Genomic DNA, 25,634 nt, shown 5'->3' on the forward strand with positions numbered 1-25,634 from the left:
ATGGCGGGAAGGTCACGCATCGGGAAGCAGCTTGCCGGGGTTCATGAGGCCGCGCGGGTCCAGCGCCGCCTTGATCCGGCGCATCGCGTCCAATTCGGCGCCACCCCGCCAGGATTCCATCATGTCCGTCTTGAGGCGGCCGATGCCGTGCTCGGCGCTGAAACTGCCGCCGAGGTCGCGCACCACCTCGTTCACCACATCCATGATGTCATGGCTGCGGGCCAGGAAATCGCTGGCCGACATGCCCTCGGGCTGGGCCAGGTTCATGTGGATGTTGCCATCGCCCATATGGCCGAAGGGCACGGGGCGGCTGCCGGGGATGAGGGCGCGGCAAGCGTCGGATGCCCGGCGGATCAGTTCCGGCACGGCCGAGACCGGCACGGAGACATCATTCTTTACACTGGCGCCGGCGCGCTTCTGCGCCTCCGGGTGCTCCTCGCGCAGGCGCCAGATGGCGGCGCGCTGGGCCTCGGATTCGGCCAGCGCCGCGTCCTCCACCTCGCCGGCCTCCATCGCGGCCTCCAGAACGGTCTCCATCAGGCCGCGCAGCCCCGCCCCCTCGCGCGAGGCGGAGAGGTCGACGAGGACGTAGTGGTCCGCGCGGGCCGAGAGCGGCAGCGTGGCCCCCTCGATGGTGGAGAGCACCATCCCCATGCCGATGCCGGACATGTATTCGAAGGCCCGCACCGCGCCCTCATCGGCCGTGCGGAAGCGGCGGAAAAGGGCCAGGGCCGCATCCTCCGAGGGCACGGCGCAGAGGGCCGTCGCCGTCTCGCGCGCGGCGGGGAAGAGGCGCAGCACGGCGGCGGTGATGATGCCGAGCGTGCCCTCGGCGCCGACGAAGAGGTGCCGCAGCGCGTAGCCCGTGTTGTCCTTGCGCAGCCGGCGCAGGCCATGGATCACGCTGCCATCGGGCAGCACGACCTCGAGCCCCAGCATCAGCTCGCGCGCGTTGCCGTAGCGCACCGTGGTGTTGCCGCCGGCATTGGTAGAGAGCAGCCCGCCGATCATTGCCGTGCCCTCGGCGCCGAGGCTCAAGGGGAAGAGCACGCCATGTTCCGCCGCCACCTGCTGGGCGCGGGCCAGGACCAGGCCGGCCTCGACCGTCATGGTCATGTCGGCCGTATCCACCTCGCGCACGCGGTTCATGCGGGCGAGGCTGAGAACCACCTGGCGCGGCCGCGCCTCGGGCGTGGCGCCGCCCACCATGGAGGTGTTGCCGCCCTGCGGGATGATGGCGATGCCCTGCTGGGCGCAAAGCTTTACGCAAGCCGCGACCTCCGCCGTGCTGGCCGGGCGCAGCACCGCCATCGCCTCGCCTTGGTAGAGGCCGCGCCAGTCGCTGAGATGCGGCGCGATGTCGCCCGGCTCCGCCAGCACGCCGGCAGGGCCGAGGATGTCGCGGAAGGCCGTGATCAGGGAGGGGTCGGCGGCAGGGGGGGCGTGGTCGGGCATGCGGGTTTATAGCGGCGCCGCGGGGCATCTCCAGAGACCCGCGCGGGCCGCCACGCATCTTTTCATGCCCTGGGGCCGGCCATACCAAAAAAACGACCGAATGTGATTTTGCACACGCGACATAGCTGCTATATTCTTTAGCAACGCGTTTCATTTATGGAACTTCTCTCATGGCGCCCGGAAAATTCCTGTCCAGCCTTCTGGTCATCGTGATCTGCTCGGCCGGCGGTTTCGGGCTGATGCACTGGCTGCAGGGCGCGCCGACGCCGGTCGCGGTCGCCACCACGACCACCACCACCACGGCCGGCCCCGTCATCAACCGGCTGAGCGGGTGCCAGGGCTTCAACCAATCCATCGATGAAGAGATCGCCCGCCAGAACCGGATCGGGCATAGCCACAATTCCGTCCGCCTCGCCGCGCTGAAGCGCGATTGCTCGGGCGAGGACCAGGAGCATTACCGGGTGATGCCGCGCTGAAGGCCGGACCGGACGGCGACGCCCCTCCGCACGCGATCCCCGCCTAAATCTCCACTCTCGCGGCTCCGCCGCGCGCATTACTCCCGCGGCTCCGCCGCGCGCCTTATTCCCGCGGCTCCGCCGCGCGCCTTACTCCCGCGGCTCCGCCGCGCGCCTTACTCCCGCGGCTCCGCCGCGCGGGCCAACCGGTCGCGGATGGCCGGCCCCAGCCCGTCCCCCGGTACAGGCATGGCCGCGATGCCCCTGAGCCCCGGCCGGTCCAGCGCGCGCAGCCCGGCGAAGAGTCGGGCGGCCGCCTCGCGCAGGTCCCGGCCCGCTGACAACTGGTAGGTCACCGCCGCACCGGGCAAGGGCGGGCCAAAGGCCAGCAGCGCCTCATCCGCCGATACCTCGCGCGCATCGAGACGCAGCGGCAGCGTGGGCGCGTAGTGGGAGAGCAGCATGCCCGGGCTCCGCAGCGTCGGCTGCGGCCCGGCATGCCGCGGCAGCGGCCGCCCGACCGGGCCGATCACCGCCTCGATCGCCTCCACCGGCACGCCACCCGGCCGCAGCAGCGCCGCGCCGCCCCCAGCCAGATCCAGCACGGTGGATTCCACGCCCACCGCGCATTCGCCCCCCTCCAGCACCGCTGCGATCCGGCCGGACAATTCCTCCATGACATGGGCGGAGGTGGTCGGACTGACGCGCCCCGAGCGATTGGCCGAGGGCGCGGCGATGGGCGTGGCCGTGGCCCGCAGCAGGGCCAACGCGCCCGCATGCGCCGGCACGCGCACGGCCAGCGTGTCCAGCCCGGCGCCAGCCAGGAGGTCGATCCGGCAATCGGCCCGGCGCGGCAGCACCAGCGTCAACGGCCCCGGCCAGAAGGCGGCGGCGAGCGCGCGGGCCCGGTCATCGGCCCGCACCTCGGCCCAGGCGGCCTCGGCCTCGGCGAAGTGGCAGATCAGCGGGTTGAAATGCGGGCGGCCCTTCGCCTCGAAGATGCCGGCCACCGCCTGGCCGTTCCGCGCATCCGCGCCGAGGCCATAGACCGTCTCCGTCGCGAAGGCGACGAGCGCGCCCGCGCGCAGCAGCGCCGCCGCATCCAGCGGGTCGTCAAGCAGCGCGGTCATGCCGCGCCCCAGGCGACGAAGCCCGGATTACGGAAGCCGGGCTTGCCGTAGCGCAGCGGCTGGCCCGCCGCATCCACCACGCGGCCACCCGCCGCCTCCAGCACCGCCTGCCCGGCCGCCGTGTCCCATTCCATGATGCCGGAGGCGAGGCGCGGCATCAGATCGGCCCGGCCCTCCGCGATCCAGGCGAATTTCAGCGCGGAACCCATGCGTGTCGTCTCGCGCACCGGCCAGTCGCGGCAGAAGGCCTCGGTCGCCGCGGCGTCGCGGTGGGAGCGGCTGTCGAGCACGTGCAGCCCCTCGGCCGGGGGCCGGCGCGCCTGGATCGCACGGCGCGCGCCCGCTTCCTCGGCCCAGGCGCCCTCGCCCACGATGCCGGCGTAAACGCTGCTCCGCCCCGGCGCGCCCAGCACGCCCAGCACGGGCCGCCCGGCCTCGATCAGCGCGATGCAGGTCACGTATTCGTCGCGTCCGGCGGCGAATTCGCGGGTGCCGTCCAGCGGGTCCACCAGCCAGAACCGATCGCCCACCTCCGGCACCTCGCCGGCCGCGAAGGCTTCCTCGGCCACCACCGGGATCTCAGGCATGGCGCCGCGCAGCCCCTCGGTGATGATGCCCTCGGCCAGGCGGTCGGCGGCGGTGACGGGGCTGGCATCGCCCTTGCGCTCGATGGCGAAGCCGGCCCGGCGCACCGCCTCGATCGCATCGCCCGCCGCGCGCGCGAGGCGCACGGCCAGCTCCAGGAGTTCGGCGTGGGTCATGCGGCTGGTCTATCCACCCGGCCGGGATGACGCAATGCGAGGCAGCCCCTATCCTATGGGGAACCCTCTGACCGGAACCGATCCCCCATGCTCGACATCGCCTTCGCCAAGCCCGCGCTGCCGAAAGCCGGCGCGCTCGTCCTGCCCATCGCCGAGGGGGCGGCCCTCAGCGGCCTCGCCGCCACGCTGGATGCGGCGATGGAGGGCGGCCTTGCCCGCGCGCTGGAGGCGGCGGGCTTCAAGGGCAAGAAGGGCCAGTCCGCCACGCTCTGGGCGCCGCATGGCGGCATCACCAAGCTTGTGGCGCTCGGCCTGGGCGAGAGCCCGGATGCCGAGAAGCTCGGCGGCAGCCTCGTGCCCCTCGTCTCGGGCGAGGCGGCGGCGATGGTGGCGGCCGATGGCCTCAGCGCCGAGCAGGCGGCGAGCCTCGCCATGGGTGCGGCGCTGCGCGCCTATCGCTTCGACCGCTACCGCACGACCGAGAAGGCCGAGGACAAGCCGAAGCTCGCCAAGCTCACCATCGGGACCGGCGAGGCGGCCGCCGCGAAGACGGCCTTCGCGCCGATGAAGGCCGTGGTGGAGGGCGTCTTCCTCACGCGCGACCTGGTCTCTGAGCCCGGCAACATTCTCCACCCCGCGGAATTCGCCGATCGCCTGAAGGGGCTCGAGAAGCTCGGCCTCGGCATCGAAGTGCTGGGCCCGAAGGAGATGAAGAAGCTCGGCTTCGGCGCGCTGCTGGGCGTGGCCCAGGGCTCCATCAACGAGCCGCGCATGGTGGTGATGAAGTGGAACGGCTCCGGCAAGCGGAAGATGGACAAGCCGCTCTGCTTCATCGGCAAGGGCGTCACCTTCGACACGGGCGGTATCTCCATCAAGCCCGCCGGCGGCATGGAGGACATGAAGTGGGACATGGCCGGCGCGGGCACCGTCGCCGGGCTGATGGCCGCCCTTGCCGGACGGAAGGCGAAGGCGGATGTGATCGGCATCGTCGGCCTCGTCGAGAACATGCCGGGCCACAACGCGCAGCGCCCGGGTGACGTGGTGACCAGCGCCTCGGGCCAGACCATCGAGGTCATCAACACCGACGCCGAGGGCCGCCTCGTCCTCGCCGACGTGATCCATTACGCGATCCAGAAGTTCGACCCGGCCTTCATGGTGGACCTCGCCACGCTGACCGGCGCCATCATCGTGGCGCTGGGCCATGAGCATGCGGGCCTGTTCGCGAATGACGAGGAACTGGCGGCGCGCATCATCGCCGCCGGCAATGCGGTGGGCGAGGCCGCCTGGCGCATGCCGCTGGGCGATGCCTATGACAAGCAGATCAAGTCCGACATCGCCGACATGAAGAATGTGGGCGGCGGCCGCGCCGGCGGCTCGATCACGGCGGCCTGCTTCATCCAGCGCTTCGTGCAGGGCAAGCCCTGGGCGCATCTCGACATCGCCGGCACGGCCTGGAGCAGCAAGGACAGCCCGACCATCCCGAAGGGCGCCACCGCCTATGGCGTGCGCATGCTCGATCGCCTGGTGGCGGAGCATTACGAAGGCTGAGCGGTGCTGAAGATCCGGCGCGCGCCCTCACGCGGGGCGCTGCGGCTGCGCCCGGTCCCGGAGGGTGATCACCCTTCGGGCTTCCGCGGCCGGCCGGGCGAGGTTCTGCAGTTCTCTCCCGAGGAACGCTGGGTCGGCGCTGGCAGCGCCTCCTCCCCGCATGAATGGGAACGCGTCGGCGCCGCCTGCATCGCGGCGGCCGGCGAGACGGCGCGCGTGGCGCTGGATGCGCGGGGACTCTCCGCGCCCTGCGCCGTCTCACTGGCGACGGGCGCCCTGCTGCGCGCCTGGCGCTTCGACCGACTGAGGGCAGCGAGGCGGCCACGCCGGATCGAGCTGCTGGTGGATGACCCATCGCTCCTGGACGAGCCCTGGGCCCGCGCCGAGGCGGCGCTGGCCGGTGCGGCCTTCGCGCGCGAACTGGTGGCGGAGCCCGGCAACCACCTGACACCGGGCGCCTTCGCCAAGCGCCTCCGCGCGCTGCGGAAGGAGGGGCTGGAGGTCGCGGTGCTCGGCCGCAAGGCGCTGCGGCGGCTGGGTGCCGGTGGGCTGCTCGCCGTGGGCCAGGGCAGCGCGCATCCGCCGCGCATGGTCCTGCTGCGCTGGAAGGGCGGCTTCAAGGCGCCGCCCGTCGCCTTCATCGGCAAGGGCATCTGCTTCGACACGGGCGGCATCTCCATCAAGGGTGCCGCGGGCATGGAGGCGATGCGCGCCGACATGGCCGGGGCGGCCGCCTGCGCGGGCGCGATGCTGGCCCTCGCCCGCCGCCGCTCCCCCTGCCCCGCCGTCGCCGTGCTCGCCATCGCGGAGAATGCGACGAGCGGCATGGCCTACCGCCCGGGCGACGTGCTGCAGATGATGAGCGGCCGCACCGTGGAAGTCGTGGACACGGATGCCGAGGGCCGCCTGGTGCTGGCCGATGCGCTGCACCTTGCCGCGCGCCGCTTCCGCCCGCAGGCGCTGCTCGACCTTGCCACGCTCACCGGCAGCGTGGTGACGGCGCTGGGCCATCATCGCGCCGGGCTCTTCGGCAATGACGCGGCGCTGGGCGCCGCGGTCACGGCGGCGGGCGAGGTGGTGGGCGAACGCCTCTGGCCCCTGCCCATCGGCGAGCGCCACCGCGAGGATCTGAAGAGCGACATCGCCGACCTCAAGCAATGCGTGCCGGCCGGGCGCGGGCCGCAGCCCGATGCCTCGCACGCCGCGGCCTTCCTGCGCGAATTCGTGGGCGCATTGCCGTGGGCGCATCTGGACATCGCGGGCGTCGACCTGGCGGAGACGGCGGAATGCCTGGCAGCGAAGGGCACGCCCACAGGCTTCGGCGTGCGCCTGCTGGACGCGCTGGTCGAGCGCCACTTCGAGGACCCGCATCGGCTATGATGCACAGCAAGGACAGGAACGGATGATGCAGGCCATCTGGTATGAGGCGACGGGCCCCGCGCGCGCGGTGCTGGTGCATGGCGAGATGCCGCGCCCCGAGCCGGCGCCGGGCGAGGTGCTGGTGCGCGTCCATGCCTCCGGCGTGAACCCTTCGGATTGCAAGGCGCGCGGCGGCTCTCGCCCCATGTCGGCACCGCGCGTCATCCCGCACAGCGACGGCGCGGGCGTGATCGCCGCCGTGGGCGCGGGCGTGGATGCGACCCGTGTGGGTCAGCGCGTCTGGCTCTGGAACGGGCAGTGGAAGCGGCCCTTCGGCACCGCGGCGGAATACATCGCGCTCCCCGCCGCCCAGGCCGTGCCCCTGCCGGAGAATGTGAGCTTCGCCGAGGGCGCCTGCCTCGGCATCCCGGCGCTGACGGCGCTGCGCGCCGTGATGGTGGATGGCGGCGTGATCGGCCAGTCCGTGCTGGTCGCGGGCGGTGCCGGCGCCGTCGGCCATTACGCGATCCAGTTCGCGAGGCGGCTGGGGGCGAAGCAGGTGATCGCGACCGTGAGCTCCGCCGCCAAGGCCGCGCATGCGATGGCGGCCGGCGCCGATGCCGTGATCAACTACCGCGCCGAGGATGTCGCCGCGCGTGTCCAGGAACTGACGGGCGGGCGCGGCGTGGACCGCGTGATCGAGGTGGACCTCGCCGCAAATGCCGCGCTGCTGCCGCGCATCGTGAAGCAGGACGGCCTCTGCGTGACCTACGGCTCGGGCGCGGCCGAGATCACGCTCGGCTTCTTCCCGATGATCCTCTGCGGTGCGGCGATCCGTTTCTTCATCGTCTATGAGTTGAGCGCCGAGGCGCGGGCGGAATGCGAGGCGGTGCTGGACAAGCTGCTGCGCGATGGCGGGCTGCAGCACGCCATCGCCGCGACCATGCCGCTCGCCCAATGCGCCGCCGCACATGACAAGGTGATGGATGGCACGGCGATGGGAAACATCGTGCTCACGGTGCCATGACCGAGATCGGCTTCTACCACCTCACGCGCAGCACGCTGGAGCAGGCCCTGCCGCGCCTGCTCGGCCGTGTGCTCGCCTTGCAGCAGCGCGCCCTGGTGCTCTGCGCCAGCGAGGAACGGTTGAAGTCGCTCGACGACGCGCTCTGGACCTGCCCGGAGCCCGACTGGCTGCCGCATGGCACGCGGGACGGCGCGGTGCAGCCCATCTTCCTGACGCTGGCCGATGCGCCACCGCCCAATGGCGCGCAGCACCTGTTCCTGACCGAAGGCAGCGAGAGCGTGCATCTGCCGCTCTATGCCCGCGCCTTCGACCTGTTCGACGGCGGAGACGAGAACGCCGTGGCCGCCGCGCGCCGCCGCTGGAGCGCGGCGAAGGCGGCGGGGCACGCGCTCACCTATTGGCAGCAGGGCGAGCGCGGCTGGGAGAAGAAGGCGTAGCCGCCGCTACTCCATCACGATTCCGGTCAGCGTCGCCATGTCCTGCCAGCGGCGCACCTCGGCCTGCTGGAATTCGGCGAAGGCGGCCGGGCCCATGGGCGCCGCGTTCAGCCCGGCCTGCGTCGCGCGCTCGGCCGTCTCGGGCTGGGCCAATGCGGCCAGGAAGGCCTCGGAGAGGCGCGTGACGCGCGCCGCATCCACTCCGCGCGGCGCGAAGAGGCCGAACCAGGCATCCACCGCCATGAAGGGCACGCCGGCCTCGGCCGTCGTCGGCAGGTCCGGGAAGCCCGGCACGCGCTGCGTCGCGCCGATGGAGAGCGCGCGCAGCCGCCCCTCGCGCACCAGCGAGACCACGCCGGGCCAGGTCGAGACATAGAAATCCACGACGCCCGCCACCGTGTCCTGCGTGGCGGGGCCGCCGCCGCGATAGGGCACATGCACCGCATCCATGCCCGAGCGCCGCACGAAGGTCTCCGCGATCACATGGCTGGCCGAGCCCGCCTGGGATGAGGCGTAGGAGACGCGCCGCCCGCCGCGCCCCATTTCGATCAGCCCGGCCATGTTGCGGGCGTGCGAATTGGCCGGCACCACCGTCGCGTGGTGCACGGTGGCGAGCCGCGCCACGGGTGTGAAGCTCTCGATCACATTGTAGGGCAGGTTGCGCGCCATCCATTGGTTGGAGGCATGCGTCTGGTTGTGGCCGAGGATGATGGTGTTGCCATCCGCCGCGGCGCGCGCCGCCGCCTCGGTGCCGATGATGCCGCCCGCGCCGCCGCGATTGTCCACGACGATGGCCTGCCCCAGCGCAGCGCCCGCACGCTCGATGAGGATGCGGGCCAGGATGTCGGTGCTGCCACCCGGCGGGGCGGGGACGATCAGGCGCAAGGGCTGGGTCTGCGCGCGCGCAATGGCGGGGGCAGCCAGGATGCTGGCGATCAGGAGACGGCGGTGCATGGTGTTTCCTCCGGCAAGGAGGGCGTTCTACCGCAAGCCGGCGCTCAGGCGAAGGCGGCTTCCGCGCGGGCCGGCAGCGCGCCATGCGCCACCGCCTCGCCCAGCAGCAGCAGCACCGGGCCATCCCCCGCCCAGCCAGGCGCGCGCGCCACGATCTCGGTCAGCGTGCCGCGCAATTCCCGCTGGCGGGGCGAGCCGCCGCGCTCGATCAGCGCGGCGGGCGTGCCAGGGTCGAAGCCCTCGCGCGCCAACCCGTCGCGCAGTTGCGGCAGGGTGGTAAGGCCCATGTAGATGGCGAGCGTCTGCCCCGGCCGGGCCAGCGCCGCGAAGTCCAGGTCAAGCCGCCCCTCGCGCGTATGGCCGGTGACGAAGGTGAGCATGCGGGCGGCGTCCCGATGCGTGAGCGGGATGCCGGCCTGGGCGGCGCAACCCAGCGCGGCGGTGACGCCGGGCACCACCTCGAAGGGAATCCCGGCCTCGGCCAGCGCCTGCGCCTCCTCCCCGCCACGGCCGAAGATGAAGGGATCGCCGCCCTTGAGGCGCACCACGCGCAGCCCCTCGCGTGCCAGCTCGACGAGGAGCGTGTTGATGCCCTCCTGGGGCACGCAATGCAGCGCGCGCTTCTTGCCGACGAAGATGCGCCGCGCGTCGCGTCGCGCAAGGTCGAGCACCTCCTCGCTCACCAGCCGGTCATGCACGATCACATCCGCCTCGCCCAGCGCGCGCAACGCGCGCAGCGTCAGCAGGTCCGCGGCACCCGGCCCGGCGCCGACGAGCTGCACGAAGCCGCGCGGCGCGGCCTCGGCCTGCTCCAGCAGCCGGGCGAAGGCGGCCTCCGCCTCCGCCTGCCGGCCGCCCAGCGCGAGATCGGCCGGGGTGCCGGTCAGCGCGCGTTCCAGGAAGGCGCGGCGCGCGGGCAGGCTCGGGATGCGGGCGCGCACGGCCGCCTGGAACGTCGCGCCAAGCGCCGCAACGCGCCCGAGCAGGGGCGGCAGCACCGCCTCGATCTTCTGGCGGATCAGCCGCGCCAGAACCGGGGCCGCGCCACCGGTCGAGACGCCGATGGTGATCCCCTCCCGCGTGATGATGGCGGGCGTGATGAAGGAGCAGAATTCCGGCCGGTCCACGACGTTCACGGGAATCCCGCGCGCGAGGCAGGCGCGGTGCAGCGCAGCGAGATCCTCCTCCGGCGCGCCGGCCGCCACGGCCAGCGCGCAGCCCTCCAGCAGGGCCGGATCAAAACGCGTGGCCTCGCGCGCTTCCGCACCGGCGGCACGCAGCAGCGCAGCCTTGGCCTCCAGCGCCTCGCCGGCGCCGAGCAACAGGACGATGCGCCCCTGCAGGTCGAGGAAAGCGGGGAAGTGGCGCATCAGGCGGGCGCCAACGCCAGCAGGGCCGCGAGCTCCGGCTTGCAGCTGCCGCAGCCCGTGCCGGCGCAGGTGGCCGCACCGATCGCCGCCACATCGCCCGCACCCGCCTCGATCGCGGCGCGGATGGTGGTCGCACTCACCCCGTGGCAGGCGCAGAGCGTGGGCGAGGGCGGCGGACCATCGGGCAGCATGCCGGCCAGCAGCGCGTGCCGCGCCGCACTGCCGATCCGCGCCTCGGCGAAGAGGGAGATCAGCCATTCGCGCGGCGGCAGCACATGGTTGGGGCCGAGGAACAGCACGGCGATGAGATGACCATCGCGCAGCCAGGCGGCGCGATGCTCGCCCGTCGCCTCGGCGTGGAGCGCGATGGTGGGCGGCCCCTCGCCCAGCGCCTCGGCCAGCCGCGCGAAGGGGATGGCATCCTGCCCCGCCATCTCGTGCCGGAATACGCCCTCGGCCGCGGGAGCGAGGGCGCACCAATCGGCAAGCGCTGCGCCGAGCGGCCGGCGGGCCAGCAGCACGCCGTGCCAGGTAGCCGCGAAGGGCGTGAGCGTGACGGGCGTGTGCTTCAGCTCGGGCTGGCCGCTCACCGGATCGGTCGCGGGGGTGACGGCCGCGTTGATGCGGCCGCACGGCGAGAGCTGGTCGGTCCAGTGCATGGGCGCGAAGCAGGCGCCGCGCGGCGTCGCCGCATCCAGCGCGAGGCGGAGCACCGCCTCGCCCCACGCGCTCGCCACACGCACGAGGCCGCCTTCGGCGAGGTCCGCGGCATCGGCGGGATTCACGGTCAGCACCGGCTCATGCGCGTGCTGCATCAGGCGCGGCACGCGGCCGGTGCGCGTCATGGTGTGCCACTGGTCCCGCAGGCGGCCGGTCAGCAGGATCATGCCGCCCTGATGCGCGGGTCGGCGGAAGGGCGTCACCACCAGGCGCTGCACCGGCGGCGTGATGCGGCCGCCGCGCGGCCCCTGGCGCGGCACGGGCCATTGCGTCGGCGGCAGGGCGTCATATCCGGCGTCGCTGAGGTCGGCGAGGCCACCGAGGTCGAAGACGCGCGGCGCGGGGCGGGCGAGTTCCGTCACCGCCGCATGCTCGCGGAAGATCGCGGCCGCATTGGGCCAGGCGAAATGCGCGCCCCAGCCGAGGCGCCGGGCGACCTGCGCGATGATCCACCAATCGGCCCGCGCCTCGCCCGGGGCGGGCAGGAAGCCGCGCTGGCGGCTGATCACGCGCTCGCTATTGGTGACGGTGCCGTCCTTCTCGCCCCAGCCCAGCGCGGGCAGCAGGATCTGCGCGTGCTGCGCGGTGTCGCTGCCCGCATGGCAATCGGAGAGGATGAGGGTGGGGATGCGCGCCAGCGCGCGCCGCACCTGGGCGGAGTCCGGCAGGGAGACGGCAGGGTTGGTCGCCATCACCCACATCGCGCCGATGCGCCCCTCCTCCGCCGCGCGGAATAGGTCCACCGCCTTGAGGCCCGGCTTCAGGGCCAGGTTCGGCGCCTGCCAGAAGTCACGCAGCGCCGCCACCTCCTCCGGCCTTTCGGCATCGAGATGCCCGGCCAGCATGTTGGCGAGTGCCCCCACTTCGCGCCCGCCCATCGCATTGGGCTGGCCGGTCACGCTGAACGGCCCCATGCCCGGCCGGCCGATGCGGCCGGTGACGAGGTGGCAGTTGATGATGGCATTGGCCTTGTCGGTGCCGCTGCTCGACTGGTTGGTGCCCTGGCTCCAGAGCGTCACCACGCGCTCGGTCGTCGTGAACCAATGGTGGAAGGTGGCGAGCTGCGCGGGGGCGAGGCCGGTCAGCGCGGGCACGTCGAGCACCTGGCCAAGGCCCTCCGGCAGGGCGAAACCGGCACGGCCGAGATGCGCGAGCAACCCGGCGAAGAGCGCGACATCACTGCCCGGCCGCAGCGCGAGGTGCAGATCCGCCGCCTCGCAGCTCGCGGTGCGGCGCGGGTCCACGACGACGAGGCGCATCTGCGGGCGGATCGCGCGCGCGGCAAGAATGCGCTGGTGCAGGACGGGATGGCACCAGGCAAGGTTGCTGCCGACCAGGATGACGAGGTCCGCCTGCTCCAGATCGGCATAGACGCCGGGCACGAGGTCCTCGCCGAAGGCGCGCCTGTGGCCGGCGACGGCGCTCGCCATGCAGAGGCGGGAATTGCTGTCGATGTTGCCGGTGCCGAGGAAGCCCTTCGCGAGCTTGTTGGCGGCGTAATAGTCCTCGGTCAGGAGCTGGCCGGAAACGTAGAGCGCCACGCCCTCCGGCCCGTGCTGCGCGAGGGCGCGGCGGAAGCCCTCGGCCGCGGCATCCAGCGCGGCGTCCCAGCTGGCCCGCTTGCCGTCCACCATCGGGTGCAGCAGCCGGCCTTCGAGACCGGTGGTCTCGCCCAGCGCGGCACCCTTGCTGCACAGGCGGCCCTGGTTGGCGGGGTGCGCCGGATCGCCGCGGACACTCCCATCAGCCCCGGCGAGCACGCCGCAGCCGACACCGCAATAGGGGCAGGTGGTGCGCGTGGCGGCGAGGAGGGAGCCGTCCATCAATACACGTCCCGCTGGTAACGGCCCTGCCGCGCGAGGGCGACGATCCAGTCGCGCGCCTGGTCGGCGTTCATGCCGCCCTCGCGCATCGCGACCTCGCGCAGCGCCGCATCCACATCCTTCGCCATGCGGCTGGCATCGCCGCAGACGTAGAAATGCGCGCCATCCTGCAGCCAGCGCCAGAGGTCGGCGGCATCCTCCAGCATGCGGTGCTGCACATAATCCTTCGCCCTCCCGTCACGCGACCAGGCGAGCGAGAGGCGCTGCAACGTGCCGTCCTTGCGCCAGGCCGCGATCTCCTCCGCGAAGAGGAAATCCGTCGCCGCATGGCGGTCCCCGAAGAAGAGCCAGGTGCGGCCCTTCAGGCCAAGGGCCGCGCGCTCCTGCAGGAAGGCGCGGAAGGGGGCGATGCCGGTGCCGGGGCCCACCATTATGACCGGCGTCTCGGCCCGCGCGGGCAGTCGGAAATGGCTGGCCTGCGCATAGACGGGCACGGAATCCGCGCGGAAGGCGAGGTGGCAGGAAGCGATGCCGTCGCGCACCCGCCCGCGCCGCGAATCGCGCACCACGCCGACGCAAAGCTCCACGCGCCCTGGCGTGGCGCGTGGCGAGGAGGCGATGGAATAGAGGCGCGGCTTCAGCGTGGGCAACGAAGCCACGAGATCGCCCAGCGGCGGCCGTGCGGAGGGGAAGGCCTCCAGCAGGTCCAGCAGGTCGGCATCGGCGGGTTCGGCGCCATCCTCGCCATCGGCCAGGCGACGGAGCGCGGCACCCTCGCGCGGGTCGCGCGCGGCGCCGGCGAGCAGATCGAGCGTGCGGTCGAGCGGGCGGGCGATGTCGCGCTCGGCGGAGAGCGCCTCGCGCAGGGCCTCGTCCTGCGTGGCGCCGAGACGGGTGAGGCAGGCCTCGACCAGCGCCGGATCATTGCGGACGACGACGCCAAGCGAGTCGCCGGGCTCATAGGTAACGGAGGTGCCGCCCAGGTCGAGCACGATGCGGCGCACATCCTTCCCGCTGGCGGCCCCGGTCAGGCGCTCGGAGGCAAGCAGCCGCGCCACCTCGCCGCGCGGCGCCACAATGGGGGACGCGGCGGCGGGCGCGACCTCCACATCGGCCATCAGGCGCTTCACCGCATCGCGCGTGACCTTGCCGCCGGGCTGGCAAAGCGCGGTGGAGGTCTCGCGCCCGTCGGCCAGCGCCTCGGCATAGGTCTGGCAGAGATAGCCGCATTGCCCACAATCGAGCTGCGCCATGGCGGCCATCAGGCGGCGCGGCAGGCTGCGCCCCTCGGCGAGGGCGAGGCGCTCGTCGAGCTCCAGCGCCGGGTCGTGCCAGGGGAAATCCTCGGCGGGCGGCGGCGGCGCGCTGGACAGGCCCGGCTGTTCGGCGCCGCCATAGAGGCCGGCGAGGAAGCCGTTCAGCCAGGCACGCTGCTCGGGCGTGAAGGGGGCGGATTCGGGGATCAGCGGCACCGGGGCCGGGCCGAAATTCTGCGCGATGGCGTTCATGCTTCGAGCATCCCGTTCAACTCGGCATCGGCGTGGCGGGCGCAGAAGTCGCGGAAGCTCTCGCCCGCCTGCCGATCGGCCTGCCAATGGCGCAGGATGTTCAGCAGCAGCGGCGCCACCGCCTCGGCCTGCACCTTCGGGCGGATCAGCCGGCCGATCCGCGCCTCCTGCGCCGCGCCACCGCCGAGATGGATGTCATAGCCAGGCAGCACATCCTCGCCCTGCTCCACCTTGGCGCCGAGCAGGCCGATATCGGCGATGAAATGCTGCGCGCAGGAATGGTGGCAGCCGGTGAGGTGGATGTTGAGCGGCGCGTCCAGCGTGATCCGCTCCTCCAGGAAGGATGCGATCTCGAGGCCGTTGCGCTTGGTGTCGGCGGCCGCGAATTTGCAGCCGGCCGAGCCCGTGCAGGCGACGAGGCCGGCGCGGATGGCATTGGCGTCGGTGGAGAGGCCGAGCGCCGCCAGCGCGGCGAGCGCGCCCGCGACATCGGCCACGTTCGGGACCAGCAGGTTCTGCCAGACGGTGAGGCGCAGTTCGCCATTGCCGAAGCGCTCTGCCACGCCCGCCAGGCCGCGCAGTTGATCCGCCGAAAGCCGGGCCGCCGGCACCACCACGCCCAGCCAATGCAGGCCCTCCTGCCGCTGCGCGTGAACGCCGACATGCGCGAGGCGATCGGGCGCCGGCGGGCGCTGCATCGCCGCGATGTCGAAGCGCGGCAGGGGATGGGCCAGCACCGCCTCCACCTCGCCGAGAAACCGCGCATGGCCCCAGGCATCCAGCAGGTATTTCAGCCTTGCCTTCTTGCGATCCGTGCGGTCGCCATGGGCGATGAAGACGCGCAGGATGGCATCGCAGAGCTTCACCACCTCGCCCGGCAGCACCGCCACATCGGTGGGCGTGGCCAGGTCCTGATGCCCGGTGATGCCGCCGAGGCCGAGGCGGAAGCGATCTGCGCCACCCACCCGCACCACGCTGAGCGCGATGTCGTTCGTCTCCTCCAGCACGGCGATGGAGCCGCCGCCATCCAGGCTGATGTTGAACTTGCGCGGCAGGCCGAAGAGGTCGCGCGTGTTCAGGATGTGGTGGTGCAGCGCGCGGACGATGGGCCGCGTATCCAGCCATTCGCGCGGATCGAGGCCGACCGTGGGAGAGGCCGTGATGTTGCGGATATTGTCCGCCCCCGTGCCGCGCGGCAGCAGGCCGATCTCGCCAAGGCGCATCACCACCTCCGGCCCCTTGCCGGCCGGGATCAGGCGGATCTGCAGGTTGGCCCGGGTCGTGATGTCGATGAAGCCGCCGCCGCATTGCTCTGCGATGGCGGCCACCTCGCGCGCCTGGTGCGCGGTGAGGATCCCGCCAGGGATGCGCAGGCGGCACATGAAGGCGTCCTGCGCGGGGCCGACGAAGAACAGGCCGTGGAAGCGGCCGATGAAGTCATCGATGGGTTTCGGGAATTGGCCGGCCTCGGCGCGCGCCGTGATCTCGCTCCAGCGGTCCAGCGGGTGCCTTTCGCGCTTGGCTTCCTCCTGCGGGACGAGCTTTCCGCCGCGCGCGATGGTCGCATCCTGGGCCGCGCGCAGCGCATCGGCGGGCGCGGTGCCGCCGCCCGCCGGCGCCAGCGCGCCGCGCCGCGCCTCCACGCCGGCCATGAAGCCCTTGAGGTAGTTCTGCTGCTCGGGCGAGAAACCGGGGCCTTCCATCACGCCATCTCCCGCGCGAAGGCCGGGCCGAGCGCGAGGGCCGCGGCATGCCGCCCCACCCTCCGGCCCGAGGCGATGAGGTCCAGGTAGAAACCGCTATCGGCCACGTCGCCATAGAGCACGGCGCCCACCAGGCGGTCCCCGCGCAGGAAGAGCCGCCGGTAGCGATCCTCCTCCTCGTCGCGCAGGGTGACGCCCTCCCCTTCGATCTCGCCGGCCGACCAGACGGCGGTGCCGGAAACTTTCAGCGCGACCGATTCCGCGCGGGGCGCATAGCGCACGGCACCGCCGGTCAGCGTCGCGGCCGCGATCTCCGCCTGTTCCAGCGCGGGTGCCACGAGGCCGATGATGCGGCCCTCCACCTCCGCGCATTCACCGATGGCGAGGATGTCCGGATCGCTGCTGCGCATCACCGCATCAGCCATGATGCCCCGCCCGATGGCGAGGCCGGCGGCGGCGGCGAGTGTCGTGTCGGGCCGGATGCCGACCGCCATCACCACGATCTGCGCCGCGATGCGCCGACCATCGGCCAGCAACACGCCCGCCACGCGCCCCTCGCCCTCGATGGCGGCGAGTTGCGCCGGCATGGCGAAGCGGATGCCGCCACGCCCCAGCCGGCGCGCGAGCAATCCGCCCGCGCCCGCATCCAGCTGCCGCTCCATCGGCCATTCCACCGGATGCAGCACGGTCACCGTCATGCCGCGCCGGGCCAGGCCCGCGGCCGCTTCCAGCCCGAGCAGCCCGCCACCGACCACGACGGCGGAGCCACCGCCGCGCGCCGCGCGCAGCATGGCGCGCACATCGTCCAGCGTTCGGTAAGTCAGCACGCCCGGCAGCCCGGCGCCTGGCACGTTCAGGCGGATGGCGCGCGATCCGGTGGCGATCACCACCCGGTCATAGGGGATCCGCTCGCCGCGCGCCGTCACCGCCGCCCGCGCCGCACGGTCCAGCGCCGCGATGGGCGTGGCGGGCCGGAAGGCGACGCCACGGTCCTGCAAGCCGCGCAGGTCATGCGGGATCAGTTCGGGCAGCGTCTTTTCGCCCGCCAGCAGCGCGGAGAGCGCCACCCGGTCATAGGGCAGTGCCGCCTCGGCGCCGCAGAGCGTCACGCGCGCACCTCCCTCGGCGGCGCGCAACGCGCAGCGCGTGCCGGCCGGCCCCGCGCCGATGACCAGGACCTGCTGGCTCACGCGGCGGCCGGCAGCGCGTGGCGCTCATGCAAGAAGCGCAGCACCGCCTCGCGCGCCGCCAGGAAGCGCGGCTCGGAGGCCAACGCCAGGCGATCGCGCGGGCGGGGCAGATCCACCTCAAGCACCTCGCCGATGGTGGCGTTGGGGCCGTTCGTCATCATCACGATTCGGTCGGAGAGCAGCACCGCCTCATCCACGTCATGCGTGATCATCATGATGGTGGTGCCGAGCCGCGCATGGATCGCCATCACCTGGTCCTGAAGATGCGCGCGGGTCAGCGCGTCCAGCGCGCCGAAGGGCTCGTCCAGCAGCAGCACCTTGGGCTTCATGGCCAGCGCGCGGGCGATGCCGACGCGCTGCTTCATGCCGCCCGAGATCTCGGCCGGGCGCTTCTGAGCGTGCCCCTCCATGCGGACCAGGGCAAGGTTCTCCATGGTCCAGGCATGGCGCTCGGCGCGGGACATATTGCGCCCCACCGTGCGGTCCACCGCGAGCTTCACGTTCTCATAGACGGTGAGCCAGGGCAGCAGCGAATGATTCTGGAAGACCACGGCACGGTCCGGCCCCGGCTCCGTCACCTCGCTGCCTTCCAGCAACACGCCGCCGAGCGTGGCGGGAAGCAGGCCCGCCACCACGTTCAGCAGGGTGGACTTGCCGCAGCCGGAATGGCCGATCACGGCGACGTACTGCCCCTGCTCCACCTTCAGGTCGATGCTGTTCAGCACCAGCGGCGCCGTCGGCCCGAAGCGGACCGAAAGGCGGGAGACTTCGAGAAAGCTGCGGTTCATGGCGCGTGCCCCTTCACTGCTCGGTGGTGCCGCGCGTCACCGCGCGACCGGCGAAGGCCATGATCCGGTCCAGCACGAAGCCGACGAGCCCGACATAGATCAGCGCCACGATGATGTCCGAGAGGTTGGAGCTGTTCCACGCATCCCAGATGAAGAAGCCGATGCCAACGCCGCCGATCAGCATCTCGGCCGCGATGATGGCGAGCCAGGAGAGGCCGACGCCGATGCGCAGCCCCGTGAAGATGTAGGGCGCCGCCGCCGGCACCACGATGCGCAGGAACCACTCATGCGGGCGCAGGCGGATGACGCGCGCGACGTTGCGGTAGTCGGCCGGCACGTTCCGCACGCCGACGGCGGTGTTGATGATGATGGGCCAGACCGCAGTGATGAAGATCACGAAGATCGCGGAAGGCTGCGCCTCGCGGAAGGCGGCCAGCGAGAGCGGCAGCCAGGCCAGCGGCGGCACGGTGCGCAGCACCTGGAAGATCGGATCCAGGCCGCGCATCGCGAGCTTCGAGGAACCGACCAGCATGCCCAGCCCCACGCCCACCACGACGGCCAGCGCGAAGCCCAGCGCCACGCGCTGCAGGCTGGCGGCGAGATGCAGGCCGAGGCCCTTGTCCAACCCGCCCCGGTCATAGAAGGGGTTGAGGATCAGCTCCTTCGTGTCGCTCCAGACGCGTGAGGGCGGCGGCAAGGTCGCCCCCGGCCCGGAGCAGAGCCATTCCCAGAGCAGGAAGAGCCCCGCGACGACGAGCAGCGGCGGGATGACCACCGCCAGCGTCTCGTTCACGCGGCGCATGAAGGCGGAGGCCCAGGCCTTGGATGACCGGGGCGCGGGCGCCGCGGCGGGCGTGGCGAGGGGCGGCGTGGCCGTGACGGCCGGGGGTGTGATCGCGTTCATGCTCAGGCCGCCGAGAGCTTCTTGATGGAGAGCGAGGCGAGATAGGCCGCCGGATTCTCGGGGTCGAAGACCTTGCCGTCGAAGAAGGTCTCGCGCCCGCGCGAGGTGCCGCTGGGCGTCTCGCCATTCGGCACGCCGGCCCGGGCGGCGGCGGCGCGCCAGATGTCCTCGCGGTTCACCTGTGCCAGCAGCGGCGCCGTCTCCAGCCCCTCGGGCAGGATGCCCCAGCGCTGATTCTCGGTCAGGAACCAGAGGTCATGGCTGCGGAAGGGGTAGCTCGCGTGGTCGCGCCAGAACTTCATGGTGATGTCGGTGTTGGTGGTGGTGCGGCCATCGCCGTAATCCACCTCGCCGCGCATGCGGCCGATGATGTCGTTCACCGGCACGTTGAACCAGGCGCGGCGACCCAGGATCTCGCACATCTCCTGCTTGTTGGCCGGCGTGTCGCACCAGCGCGCGGCCTCGATCACGGCCGCCGTCAGCGCCTCGGTGGCTCGCGGGTTCTGCTGCACGAAGTCGGCGCGCAGCGCCAGGCACTTCTCCGGATGGTCCTTCCAGAACTCGCCGGTGACGAGAGCGGTGTAGCCCAGTCGCTGGTTCACCAGCTGCGCGTTCCAGGGTTCGCCCACGCAGAAGGCGTCCATGGTGCCGACGCGCATATTCGCCACCATTTGCGGCGGCGGCACGACAATGGTCGAGACGTCGCGCTCCGGGTCGATGCCGGCGGCGGCGAGCCAGTAGCGGATCCACATGTCATGCGTGCCGCCGCGGAAGGTCATCGCCACCTTGCTGTCGCTGTTCAGCGCACGCCGCAGCGGCGAGGCGTCAAGCCGCGCGCCAAGCTGCATGTGCTTGGCAGCAACGCTGATGGCCTGGCCATTGGTGTTGAGCCGCGCCAGCAGCGCCATGGGCACGGGCTGGTTGTTCTGGGTGATGCGGCCCATGTGGATCAGATAGGCCATGGGTGTCAGCAGATGTGCGCCGTCAATGCCGCCGCGCCCGCCGCCCAGCACCAGGTTGTCGCGCGTCGCACCCCAGCTCGCCTGGCGGTTCACCTCCACATCCGGCATGCCATGCTTGGCGAAGAAGCCCTTCTCACGCGCGATGATGAGCGGCGCGGCATCGGTCAGTGCGATGAAGCCGAAGATCGCCTTGCGGACCTCCGGCGTGGTGCTGCCCTGGGCATGCACGCCCGAGCCGCTCACCGCCTTTGCGGCGGCGAGGAGGGCGGCGGTGCCGGCGATGGCGTTGCGGCGAGAGAGGCTCATGCTTGGGTCTCCAGGAGGGGTTCGGGTTCGTTCAGGCGGGCCGCGGCATCGCGCCACAGCCCGTCATGGAAGGGAGCGAGGGCCTGCGCGTCGGGGATGGTGCCGGGCATGTGCCCGGCCTCGCGCATGGCGGAGAGCCAGAGGGCCGCCTCCTCTCGGCGCGGCAGGGTGGCGGCGCGGAAGCGGATCCGGTGTGTCGCGTCGAAGGCGCTCTCGATGGTGGCGGGGCTGAGCTGCCAGAGCGCGCGGCCGGCCATGATGGAGATGGCCTCCACGCGGTTCTCCGGGTCATCGAGCCAGCGCGCGGCAGCGATGACAGCGGCGGTGGCGGCGACCGTCTGCTCGCGATGGGTGGCGAGGTATTCCGTGCTGAAGGCGAGCAGTTTCTCGGGGTGCTCGGGCCAGATCTCCGCCGTGCCGGCAACGACCTGGCCCGCCCCCATCGCCTCGGCCGCCGCCCCCCAAGGCGCGCCGACGCAGAAGCCGTCAATCTCGCCGGCCGCCAGCCGGTGCGCCATGCGCGGTGGCGGCACGGCGGTGAGGCGCACATCGCGCTCGGGGTCCACGCCCTGGGCCAGCAGCCAGCGGCGCAGCAGATAGTTGTGCGAGGAGAAGGGAAAGACGACGGCGAGCGTCGCGGGCGAACGCCGCGCCTTCAGCTTGGCCGCGAGATCGCCGGCCGCCAGTTCGTTCGAGAGGGTGATGCCATTGCCGTTGCGCGAGAGGCCGCAGGCCACCTGCAGCCTCGCCTCGACGCCGCCGAGCCCGGCCGCCAGGGCGATGGGCATGGGCGCGAGAAGATGCGCACCATCCAGCGCGGAGAAGGCGAGCTTGTCACGGATCGCGGCCCAGGAGCCCTCGGGCGAGAGCGCCACGCGCAGGCCGACCGTCTCGAAGAGGCCCAGCGCCTCGGCCACCAGCAGCGGCGCCGCGTCAAAGAGCGGAACGAAGCCCAGGCGCATGACGCGCGCGGCCGGACGGATGCGGGGGGTGGGGAGGCCAAGCGGGCGCAAGCGGCAGGTCCACGCATCGGGCGGACCGTCATGGGCCACCGGGAGGAGGGCCGGGCTTGCCAGGAATGCGCCATTGCATTCCGCCCGTGGGATGCCTCCTATCGCCAGTGAGGGACAGGGCGCAAGCGGCAAAATGCACGCTTGTTAGGCGAACGAACCTGAGTCGCCTCTACTCGATCCGAATTGCCGGTTTTTTATTCAGATAGGCCGCCGCCATGGGCCCCAGCTTCAGCCGCCGCTCCATCGCCATGCGCTGCAGCCGGCGGTGCGCCTCGGGCTCGGACAGGCCCTCATCGCGCATCAGCCGGCGCTTGGCGGCGGCGATCTGGTCGCGCTCCTCCAGCGTCGCGCGCGCTTCGGCGAGCTGGGCGCGCAGCGCCTCATGCGCCCGGAACCGCCGGATCGCGACCTCCAGCACCGGCCGCACCCGCGCGGGCGCCAGGCCCTCCACCACATAGGCGGCGACGCCGGCCTCCAGCGCCGCCTCGATCTGCTCGGGCGCGCCGCGCTCAGCGAAGAGGACGACAGGGCGAGGCTCGTCACGGTGCAGGGCGCGCATGGATTCCAGCGCATCGCGCGAGGGGTCGTCGAGGTCGCAGACGATGACATCGGCCTGGCTCGCGCGGACGCGCGCCGTCAGGTCAGCCACGTCGGGCGCGATCGCCACGACGGCACAACCGGCCGCTTCCAGACCCAGGCGCACGGCTTCCGCACGCTCAGGCTCGCCATCCACCAACAAGACCCGCAGCGCTGATGCCCCCTCATTCGGGCCGCGCTGGCGTATTCCCCGCTCCCTGCATGCCACGGATGCGGCCGGCGGGAAAAGACCGGAAGGTTTTGTCTTTCCGATTTGGCATTATTTTCCTATGATACCGGTATGACGAATCCCCTCCCCTCCTCCCTCTCCTGCTCCAGCCGCTTCCGGCGGGCGGGCGATTTGTCCGAAAGCGGGGTGCTGCGAAAAATGCACGGCGCTGAACTGCCGCGGCCCGGGCGGCCGCGCTAGCCTCGCCGGGTTGAGGGAGGGAACGACCATGCGCTTCGCGCTCTGCAATGAGGTGCTGCGCCATCTGCCCTTCGCCGAGCAGGCGCGGCTCTCCGCCAGCCTTGGCTATGACGGGCTGGAGGTCGCGCCATTCACCCTGGATGCCGAGACGCCGCACCGGCTGCCCGCCGCACGCCGCGCCGAGTTCCGACGCATAGCGGAAGGGGCCGGCCAACCGATCACCGGGCTTCATTGGCTGCTGGTGGCGCCGGCCGGGTTGTCCATCACCGAAGCCGCGCGGCAGCCGGCCACGGTGGATGTGATGCGCGCGCTGGTGGACCTGGCCGTGGATCTGGGCGCCACCTACCTCGTGCACGGATCGCCAGCGCAGCGGCGTGTGCGCGAGCCGGGCGATGCGGCGCGCGCCGAGGCCGCCTTCGCCGTGATCGCCGACCATGCCGGCGCGGCCGGCGTCTCCTATGTGCTGGAGCCGCTCGACCCGGGCCAGACCAATTGGGCCTCCTCGCTCGCCGAGGCGCTGGAGATCGTGATGCGCATCGGCCACCCCGCGCTGCAGACCATGCTGGACACCTGCGCCACCGGGAACGGCGAGAGCGAGAGCGCCGCGGCGCTGCTGCGCCGCCATGTCCCCGGGGGGCGCATCGCGCATGTGCATCTGAACGACCGCAACAAGCGTGGCCCAGGCCAGGGCGCGGATCTGTTCGCGCCGGTACTGCGCGCGCTGCACGACACGCGCTACGCCGGCATCTGCGGCGTGGAGCCCTTCGACTACCACCCCGATCCGGTGGCTTGCGCGGCACGGGCCATCGGCTATCTGCGCGGGATCCAGGAGGGCATCGCGCCATGAAATTCCGCTTCCTCGAAGCCGAGCGCTTCGAATGGTCCTTCATGCTGCGCATGCCCTTCCGCTTCGGCGTCATCACCGTGCGCGACGGCATCCAGGCCGTGGTGCGCACGCGCATCCAGGATGAATCGGGCCGCGAAGCCTGGGGCTGGTCGGCCGAGACGCTGGCCGCCAAGTGGTTCGACAAGGACCCCGCGCTCAGCGACGCCGACAACCAGCACCAGTTGCGCCGCGCGCTCGAGATCGCCGAGGCACAGTCGCTGGCGGCGGGGTTCAACACCGCCTTTGGCCATTATGCGGATGCCTATGCCGCGCATGTCGCGGCCTGCGCGGCGGAGGGGCTGAACCCGCTGGTCGCGAGCTTCGGCCGCGCGCTGTGGGACCGCGCGGCGTTCGACGCGCTGCTGCGCCTGACCGGCCTCTCATTCGACGCGGCGCTGCGCGCCAATCTTGGCGGCATGGCGCCGCATGCGCTCATTCCGGACCTCGCGGGCTTCGACTTCGCGGCGATGCTGGCCGAGACGCCGCCGCCCGGCCGCATCCATGCGCGCCACACGGTGGGCCTGGTGGACCCGATCACCGCCGCCGACCTGGAGGAGCGGGTGAATGACGGCCTGCCCGAGACGCTGGAAGAGGTCGCCACCACCTACGGCCATGCCTATTGGAAGCTGAAGGTCGGCGGCCATGTCGAAACCGATGTCGAGCGCCTCTGCCGCATCGCCTCCGTGCTCGACCGTCTGCATGGCGGCTACCACGCGACCCTGGACGGCAATGAGCAATACGAGGATGCGGAGGGCGCGCTGGCGCTCTGGCGCGCCATGCAGGCCGAGCCGCGGCTGAAGCGGCTCTGCGCCTCCATCCTCTTCATCGAGCAGCCGGTGAAGCGCGCACGCGCGCTGGAGACGGGCATGTCGGCGCTGGCCGCCGCGCGGCCCGTGATCATTGATGAGAGCGACGGCGCGCTGGACGCCTTCGTGATCGCCAAGGGGCTCGGCTATGCCGGCGTCTCCACCAAGGCCTGCAAGGGCATGTGGCGCTCGCTCATCAATCTGGCGCGCTGCCGCAAATGGGGCGACGGGCATTTCATGTCGGCCGAGGATCTGACGACGCTGGCGGGCATCTGCGTGCAGCAGGACCTGGCGCTGGTGAGCGCGATGGGCCTGACGCATGTGGAGCGCAACGGGCACCACTTCATCGATGGATTCAGCGGGCGGCCCAAGGCCGAGGCGGTGCGCTTCATGGAGGCGCATCCCGATCTCTATGCGGACACGCCGCGCGGCCCGCGCCTGAAGATCCGCCAGGGCGGGCTGGAGATCGGGAGCCTCGCCGTTCCCGGCTTCGGCAGCGTGGAGACGCCGGATGTATCGGCGATGCGCGCGATGGAGAGGGCGGCGTGGCCTCGCCAGGGGCAGCCCTAGTCCACCGTGATCCGGGCCTCCCGCACGACCCGGCCCCATTTCTCGGTTTCCGCCTGGAGGAAGCCCGCCAGCGCCTCGGGCGTGCTCGCCTCCGGGTCCACGCCCGCATTGGTCATGCGCTGCATGGCGGCGGGCGTGGCGAGTGCGGCGCGCAACGCCTCGGAGAGCCGCGCGATGGCTGCGGGCGGCGTGCCGCCGGTCGTCATCACGGCACCCCAGGAGGTGGCCGTGGCCTGGGGGTAGCCCTGCTCGGCCAGCGTCGGCACATCGGGCATCAGGGGATGGCGGCGTGGGCCGGTCGCGGCCAGGGCACGCAGTCGCCCCTCGCGCACCGGGCCGACCGTCGCCGCGATCTGCACCAGCATCATCTGGATGGTGCCGGACATGAGGTCCGCCATGGCACCGCCCGAGCCGCGATACGGCACGTGCAGCAGCTCGATGCCGGCGGCGAGGCGGAACAGCTCGGCAGCCGTGTGCGTCGAGGCGCCATGGCCTGAGGAACCAAAGGAGAGCTGCCCTGGCCGCGCCTTCGCCAGCGCCACGAAATCCGCGAGATTGCGGACCGGCAGCGAGGGCGGGACCACGATCACCATGTCGCTCGTGTAGGCCATGCCGACCGGCGCCAGGTCGCGCGCCGGGTTGAAGCCCATGTTGCGGTAGATATGGATGTTGGTGCTGAGCAGGCCGGTCACGCCCATCAGCAGCGTGTGCCCATCGGGCGCCGCGCGCGCCACCATCTCGCCGCCGATATTGCCGCCCGAGCCGCCGCGGTTCTCCACGATGACAGGCTGGCCGAGACGCTCGCCCATCGGCTCGGCCACGATGCGCGCGGCCACATCCGTGCTGCCGCCGGCGACGAAGGGCACGACCATGCGGATCGGCCGGGTCGGCGCCCAGGATTGCGCCAGCGCGGGCGCGGCCAGCGGCGTGGCGAGCAGGGCGCGGCGCAGCAT

22 protein-coding genes are annotated in these 25,634 nt (G+C 72.0%); 7 read left to right on the forward strand and 15 right to left on the reverse strand.

Translation table 11 applies throughout. The annotated features are described in order from the left end of the window. Positions 1-12: 12 nt before the first annotated feature. Positions 13-1,455, reverse strand: a complete 1,443-nt coding sequence (locus R9Z33_RS21535) for an FAD-binding oxidoreductase (protein WP_318648628.1) — start codon at positions 1,453-1,455, stop codon at positions 13-15. Positions 1,456-1,625: 170 nt separating this feature from the next. Here R9Z33_RS21535 and R9Z33_RS21540 point away from each other — a divergent pair, with 170 nt between their 5' ends. After that, on the forward strand, positions 1,626-1,931 hold the full coding sequence (locus R9Z33_RS21540; RefSeq protein ID WP_318648629.1) for a hypothetical protein: 306 nt from the start codon (positions 1,626-1,628) through the stop codon (positions 1,929-1,931). A gap of 155 nt (positions 1,932-2,086) precedes the next feature. On the opposite strand, the gene R9Z33_RS21545 is transcribed toward R9Z33_RS21540, so the two are convergent. Together R9Z33_RS21545 and cysQ are read right to left on the reverse strand one after the other, a co-directional pair. Beyond that, complete coding sequence (locus R9Z33_RS21545) at positions 2,087-3,040, reverse strand: L-threonylcarbamoyladenylate synthase (RefSeq protein WP_318648630.1); 954 nt, start codon at positions 3,038-3,040, stop codon at positions 2,087-2,089. Further along, positions 3,037-3,801, reverse strand: coding sequence for a 3'(2'),5'-bisphosphate nucleotidase CysQ (gene cysQ, locus R9Z33_RS21550; protein ID WP_318648631.1), 765 nt, complete (start codon positions 3,799-3,801; stop codon positions 3,037-3,039). The genes R9Z33_RS21545 and cysQ overlap by 4 nt, the downstream gene beginning before the upstream one ends. An 87-nt stretch (positions 3,802-3,888) precedes the next feature. On the opposite strand from cysQ, the gene R9Z33_RS21555 reads away from it, so the two are divergent. Genes R9Z33_RS21555 through R9Z33_RS21570 form a run of 4 tightly spaced genes read left to right on the forward strand, consistent with a single transcriptional unit; the run spans position 3,889 to position 8,172 of the window. Then, positions 3,889-5,349 carry a leucyl aminopeptidase gene (locus tag R9Z33_RS21555; RefSeq protein ID WP_318648632.1) on the forward strand — a complete coding sequence of 487 codons (1,461 nt, stop codon included), beginning with the start codon at positions 3,889-3,891 and terminating at the stop codon, positions 5,347-5,349. Between the two features lie 3 nt (positions 5,350-5,352). Beyond that, positions 5,353-6,729 (forward strand): leucyl aminopeptidase family protein, encoded by a 1,377-nt coding sequence (locus tag R9Z33_RS21560; protein WP_318648633.1) that lies wholly within the window; start codon positions 5,353-5,355, stop codon positions 6,727-6,729. Between the two features lie 22 nt (positions 6,730-6,751). Further along, complete coding sequence (locus tag R9Z33_RS21565; protein WP_318648634.1) at positions 6,752-7,735, forward strand: NADPH:quinone reductase; 984 nt, start codon at positions 6,752-6,754, stop codon at positions 7,733-7,735. Next, positions 7,732-8,172: a DNA polymerase III subunit chi gene (locus tag R9Z33_RS21570; RefSeq protein WP_318648635.1), complete on the forward strand. Its 441-nt coding sequence runs from the start codon at positions 7,732-7,734 to the stop codon at positions 8,170-8,172. The genes R9Z33_RS21565 and R9Z33_RS21570 overlap by 4 nt, the downstream gene beginning before the upstream one ends. Before the next feature lie 6 nt (positions 8,173-8,178). Here the strand turns inward: R9Z33_RS21570 and R9Z33_RS21575 are convergent, their stop codons facing one another. From R9Z33_RS21575 to R9Z33_RS21625, 11 genes are all read right to left on the reverse strand, one after another. Beyond that, on the reverse strand, positions 8,179-9,126 hold the full coding sequence (locus R9Z33_RS21575) for a Bug family tripartite tricarboxylate transporter substrate binding protein (RefSeq protein WP_318648636.1): 948 nt from the start codon (positions 9,124-9,126) through the stop codon (positions 8,179-8,181). A gap of 44 nt (positions 9,127-9,170) precedes the next feature. After that, on the reverse strand, positions 9,171-10,496 hold the full coding sequence (gene cysG / locus R9Z33_RS21580) for a siroheme synthase CysG (protein WP_318648637.1): 1,326 nt from the start codon (positions 10,494-10,496) through the stop codon (positions 9,171-9,173). Continuing rightward, on the reverse strand, positions 10,496-13,039 hold the full coding sequence (locus R9Z33_RS21585; protein ID WP_318648638.1) for a nitrate reductase: 2,544 nt from the start codon (positions 13,037-13,039) through the stop codon (positions 10,496-10,498). Before R9Z33_RS21585 ends, cysG begins: the two co-directional genes overlap by 1 nt. Further along, positions 13,039-14,547: a sulfite reductase subunit alpha gene (locus tag R9Z33_RS21590; protein WP_318648639.1), complete on the reverse strand. Its 1,509-nt coding sequence runs from the start codon at positions 14,545-14,547 to the stop codon at positions 13,039-13,041. Before R9Z33_RS21590 ends, R9Z33_RS21585 begins: the two co-directional genes overlap by 1 nt. Beyond that, complete coding sequence (locus tag R9Z33_RS21595; RefSeq protein WP_318648640.1) at positions 14,544-16,250, reverse strand: NirA family protein; 1,707 nt, start codon at positions 16,248-16,250, stop codon at positions 14,544-14,546. The genes R9Z33_RS21590 and R9Z33_RS21595 overlap by 4 nt, the downstream gene beginning before the upstream one ends. Then, positions 16,250-17,440: an NAD(P)/FAD-dependent oxidoreductase gene (locus R9Z33_RS21600; RefSeq protein WP_318648641.1), complete on the reverse strand. Its 1,191-nt coding sequence runs from the start codon at positions 17,438-17,440 to the stop codon at positions 16,250-16,252. Before R9Z33_RS21600 ends, R9Z33_RS21595 begins: the two co-directional genes overlap by 1 nt. After that, positions 17,437-18,228, reverse strand: a complete 792-nt coding sequence (locus R9Z33_RS21605) for an ABC transporter ATP-binding protein (protein WP_318648642.1) — start codon at positions 18,226-18,228, stop codon at positions 17,437-17,439. The genes R9Z33_RS21600 and R9Z33_RS21605 overlap by 4 nt, the downstream gene beginning before the upstream one ends. A 13-nt stretch (positions 18,229-18,241) precedes the next feature. Further along, positions 18,242-19,132, reverse strand: coding sequence for a nitrate ABC transporter permease (gene ntrB, locus R9Z33_RS21610; protein WP_318648643.1), 891 nt, complete (start codon positions 19,130-19,132; stop codon positions 18,242-18,244). 2 nt (positions 19,133-19,134) lie between these two features. Then, the gene (locus R9Z33_RS21615) at positions 19,135-20,400 is read right to left on the reverse strand and encodes a CmpA/NrtA family ABC transporter substrate-binding protein (protein WP_318648644.1); all 1,266 of its coding nucleotides are present in this window, start codon (positions 20,398-20,400) and stop codon (positions 19,135-19,137) included. After that, the gene (locus R9Z33_RS21620) at positions 20,397-21,413 is read right to left on the reverse strand and encodes a CmpA/NrtA family ABC transporter substrate-binding protein (RefSeq protein ID WP_318648645.1); all 1,017 of its coding nucleotides are present in this window, start codon (positions 21,411-21,413) and stop codon (positions 20,397-20,399) included. Before R9Z33_RS21620 ends, R9Z33_RS21615 begins: the two co-directional genes overlap by 4 nt. 169 nt (positions 21,414-21,582) lie before the next feature. Then, the gene (locus tag R9Z33_RS21625) at positions 21,583-22,218 is read right to left on the reverse strand and encodes an ANTAR domain-containing response regulator (protein ID WP_318648646.1); all 636 of its coding nucleotides are present in this window, start codon (positions 22,216-22,218) and stop codon (positions 21,583-21,585) included. Between the two features lie 229 nt (positions 22,219-22,447). Between R9Z33_RS21625 and R9Z33_RS21630 the strand changes: the two genes are divergently transcribed. Continuing rightward, positions 22,448-23,266, forward strand: coding sequence for a sugar phosphate isomerase/epimerase family protein (locus R9Z33_RS21630; protein WP_318648647.1), 819 nt, complete (start codon positions 22,448-22,450; stop codon positions 23,264-23,266). Continuing rightward, positions 23,263-24,681 carry an enolase-like domain-containing protein gene (locus R9Z33_RS21635; protein WP_318648648.1) on the forward strand — a complete coding sequence of 473 codons (1,419 nt, stop codon included), beginning with the start codon at positions 23,263-23,265 and terminating at the stop codon, positions 24,679-24,681. Before R9Z33_RS21630 ends, R9Z33_RS21635 begins: the two co-directional genes overlap by 4 nt. On the opposite strand, the gene R9Z33_RS21640 is transcribed toward R9Z33_RS21635, so the two are convergent. Further along, positions 24,678-25,634, reverse strand: coding sequence for a Bug family tripartite tricarboxylate transporter substrate binding protein (locus R9Z33_RS21640; protein ID WP_318648649.1), 957 nt, complete (start codon positions 25,632-25,634; stop codon positions 24,678-24,680). The two genes, R9Z33_RS21635 and R9Z33_RS21640, sit on opposite strands and share 4 nt — an antisense overlap.

This window comes from Sediminicoccus rosea, assembly GCF_033547095.1.
In the GTDB taxonomy this organism is placed as follows: Bacteria; Pseudomonadota; Alphaproteobacteria; order Acetobacterales; family Acetobacteraceae; genus Roseococcus; species Roseococcus rosea.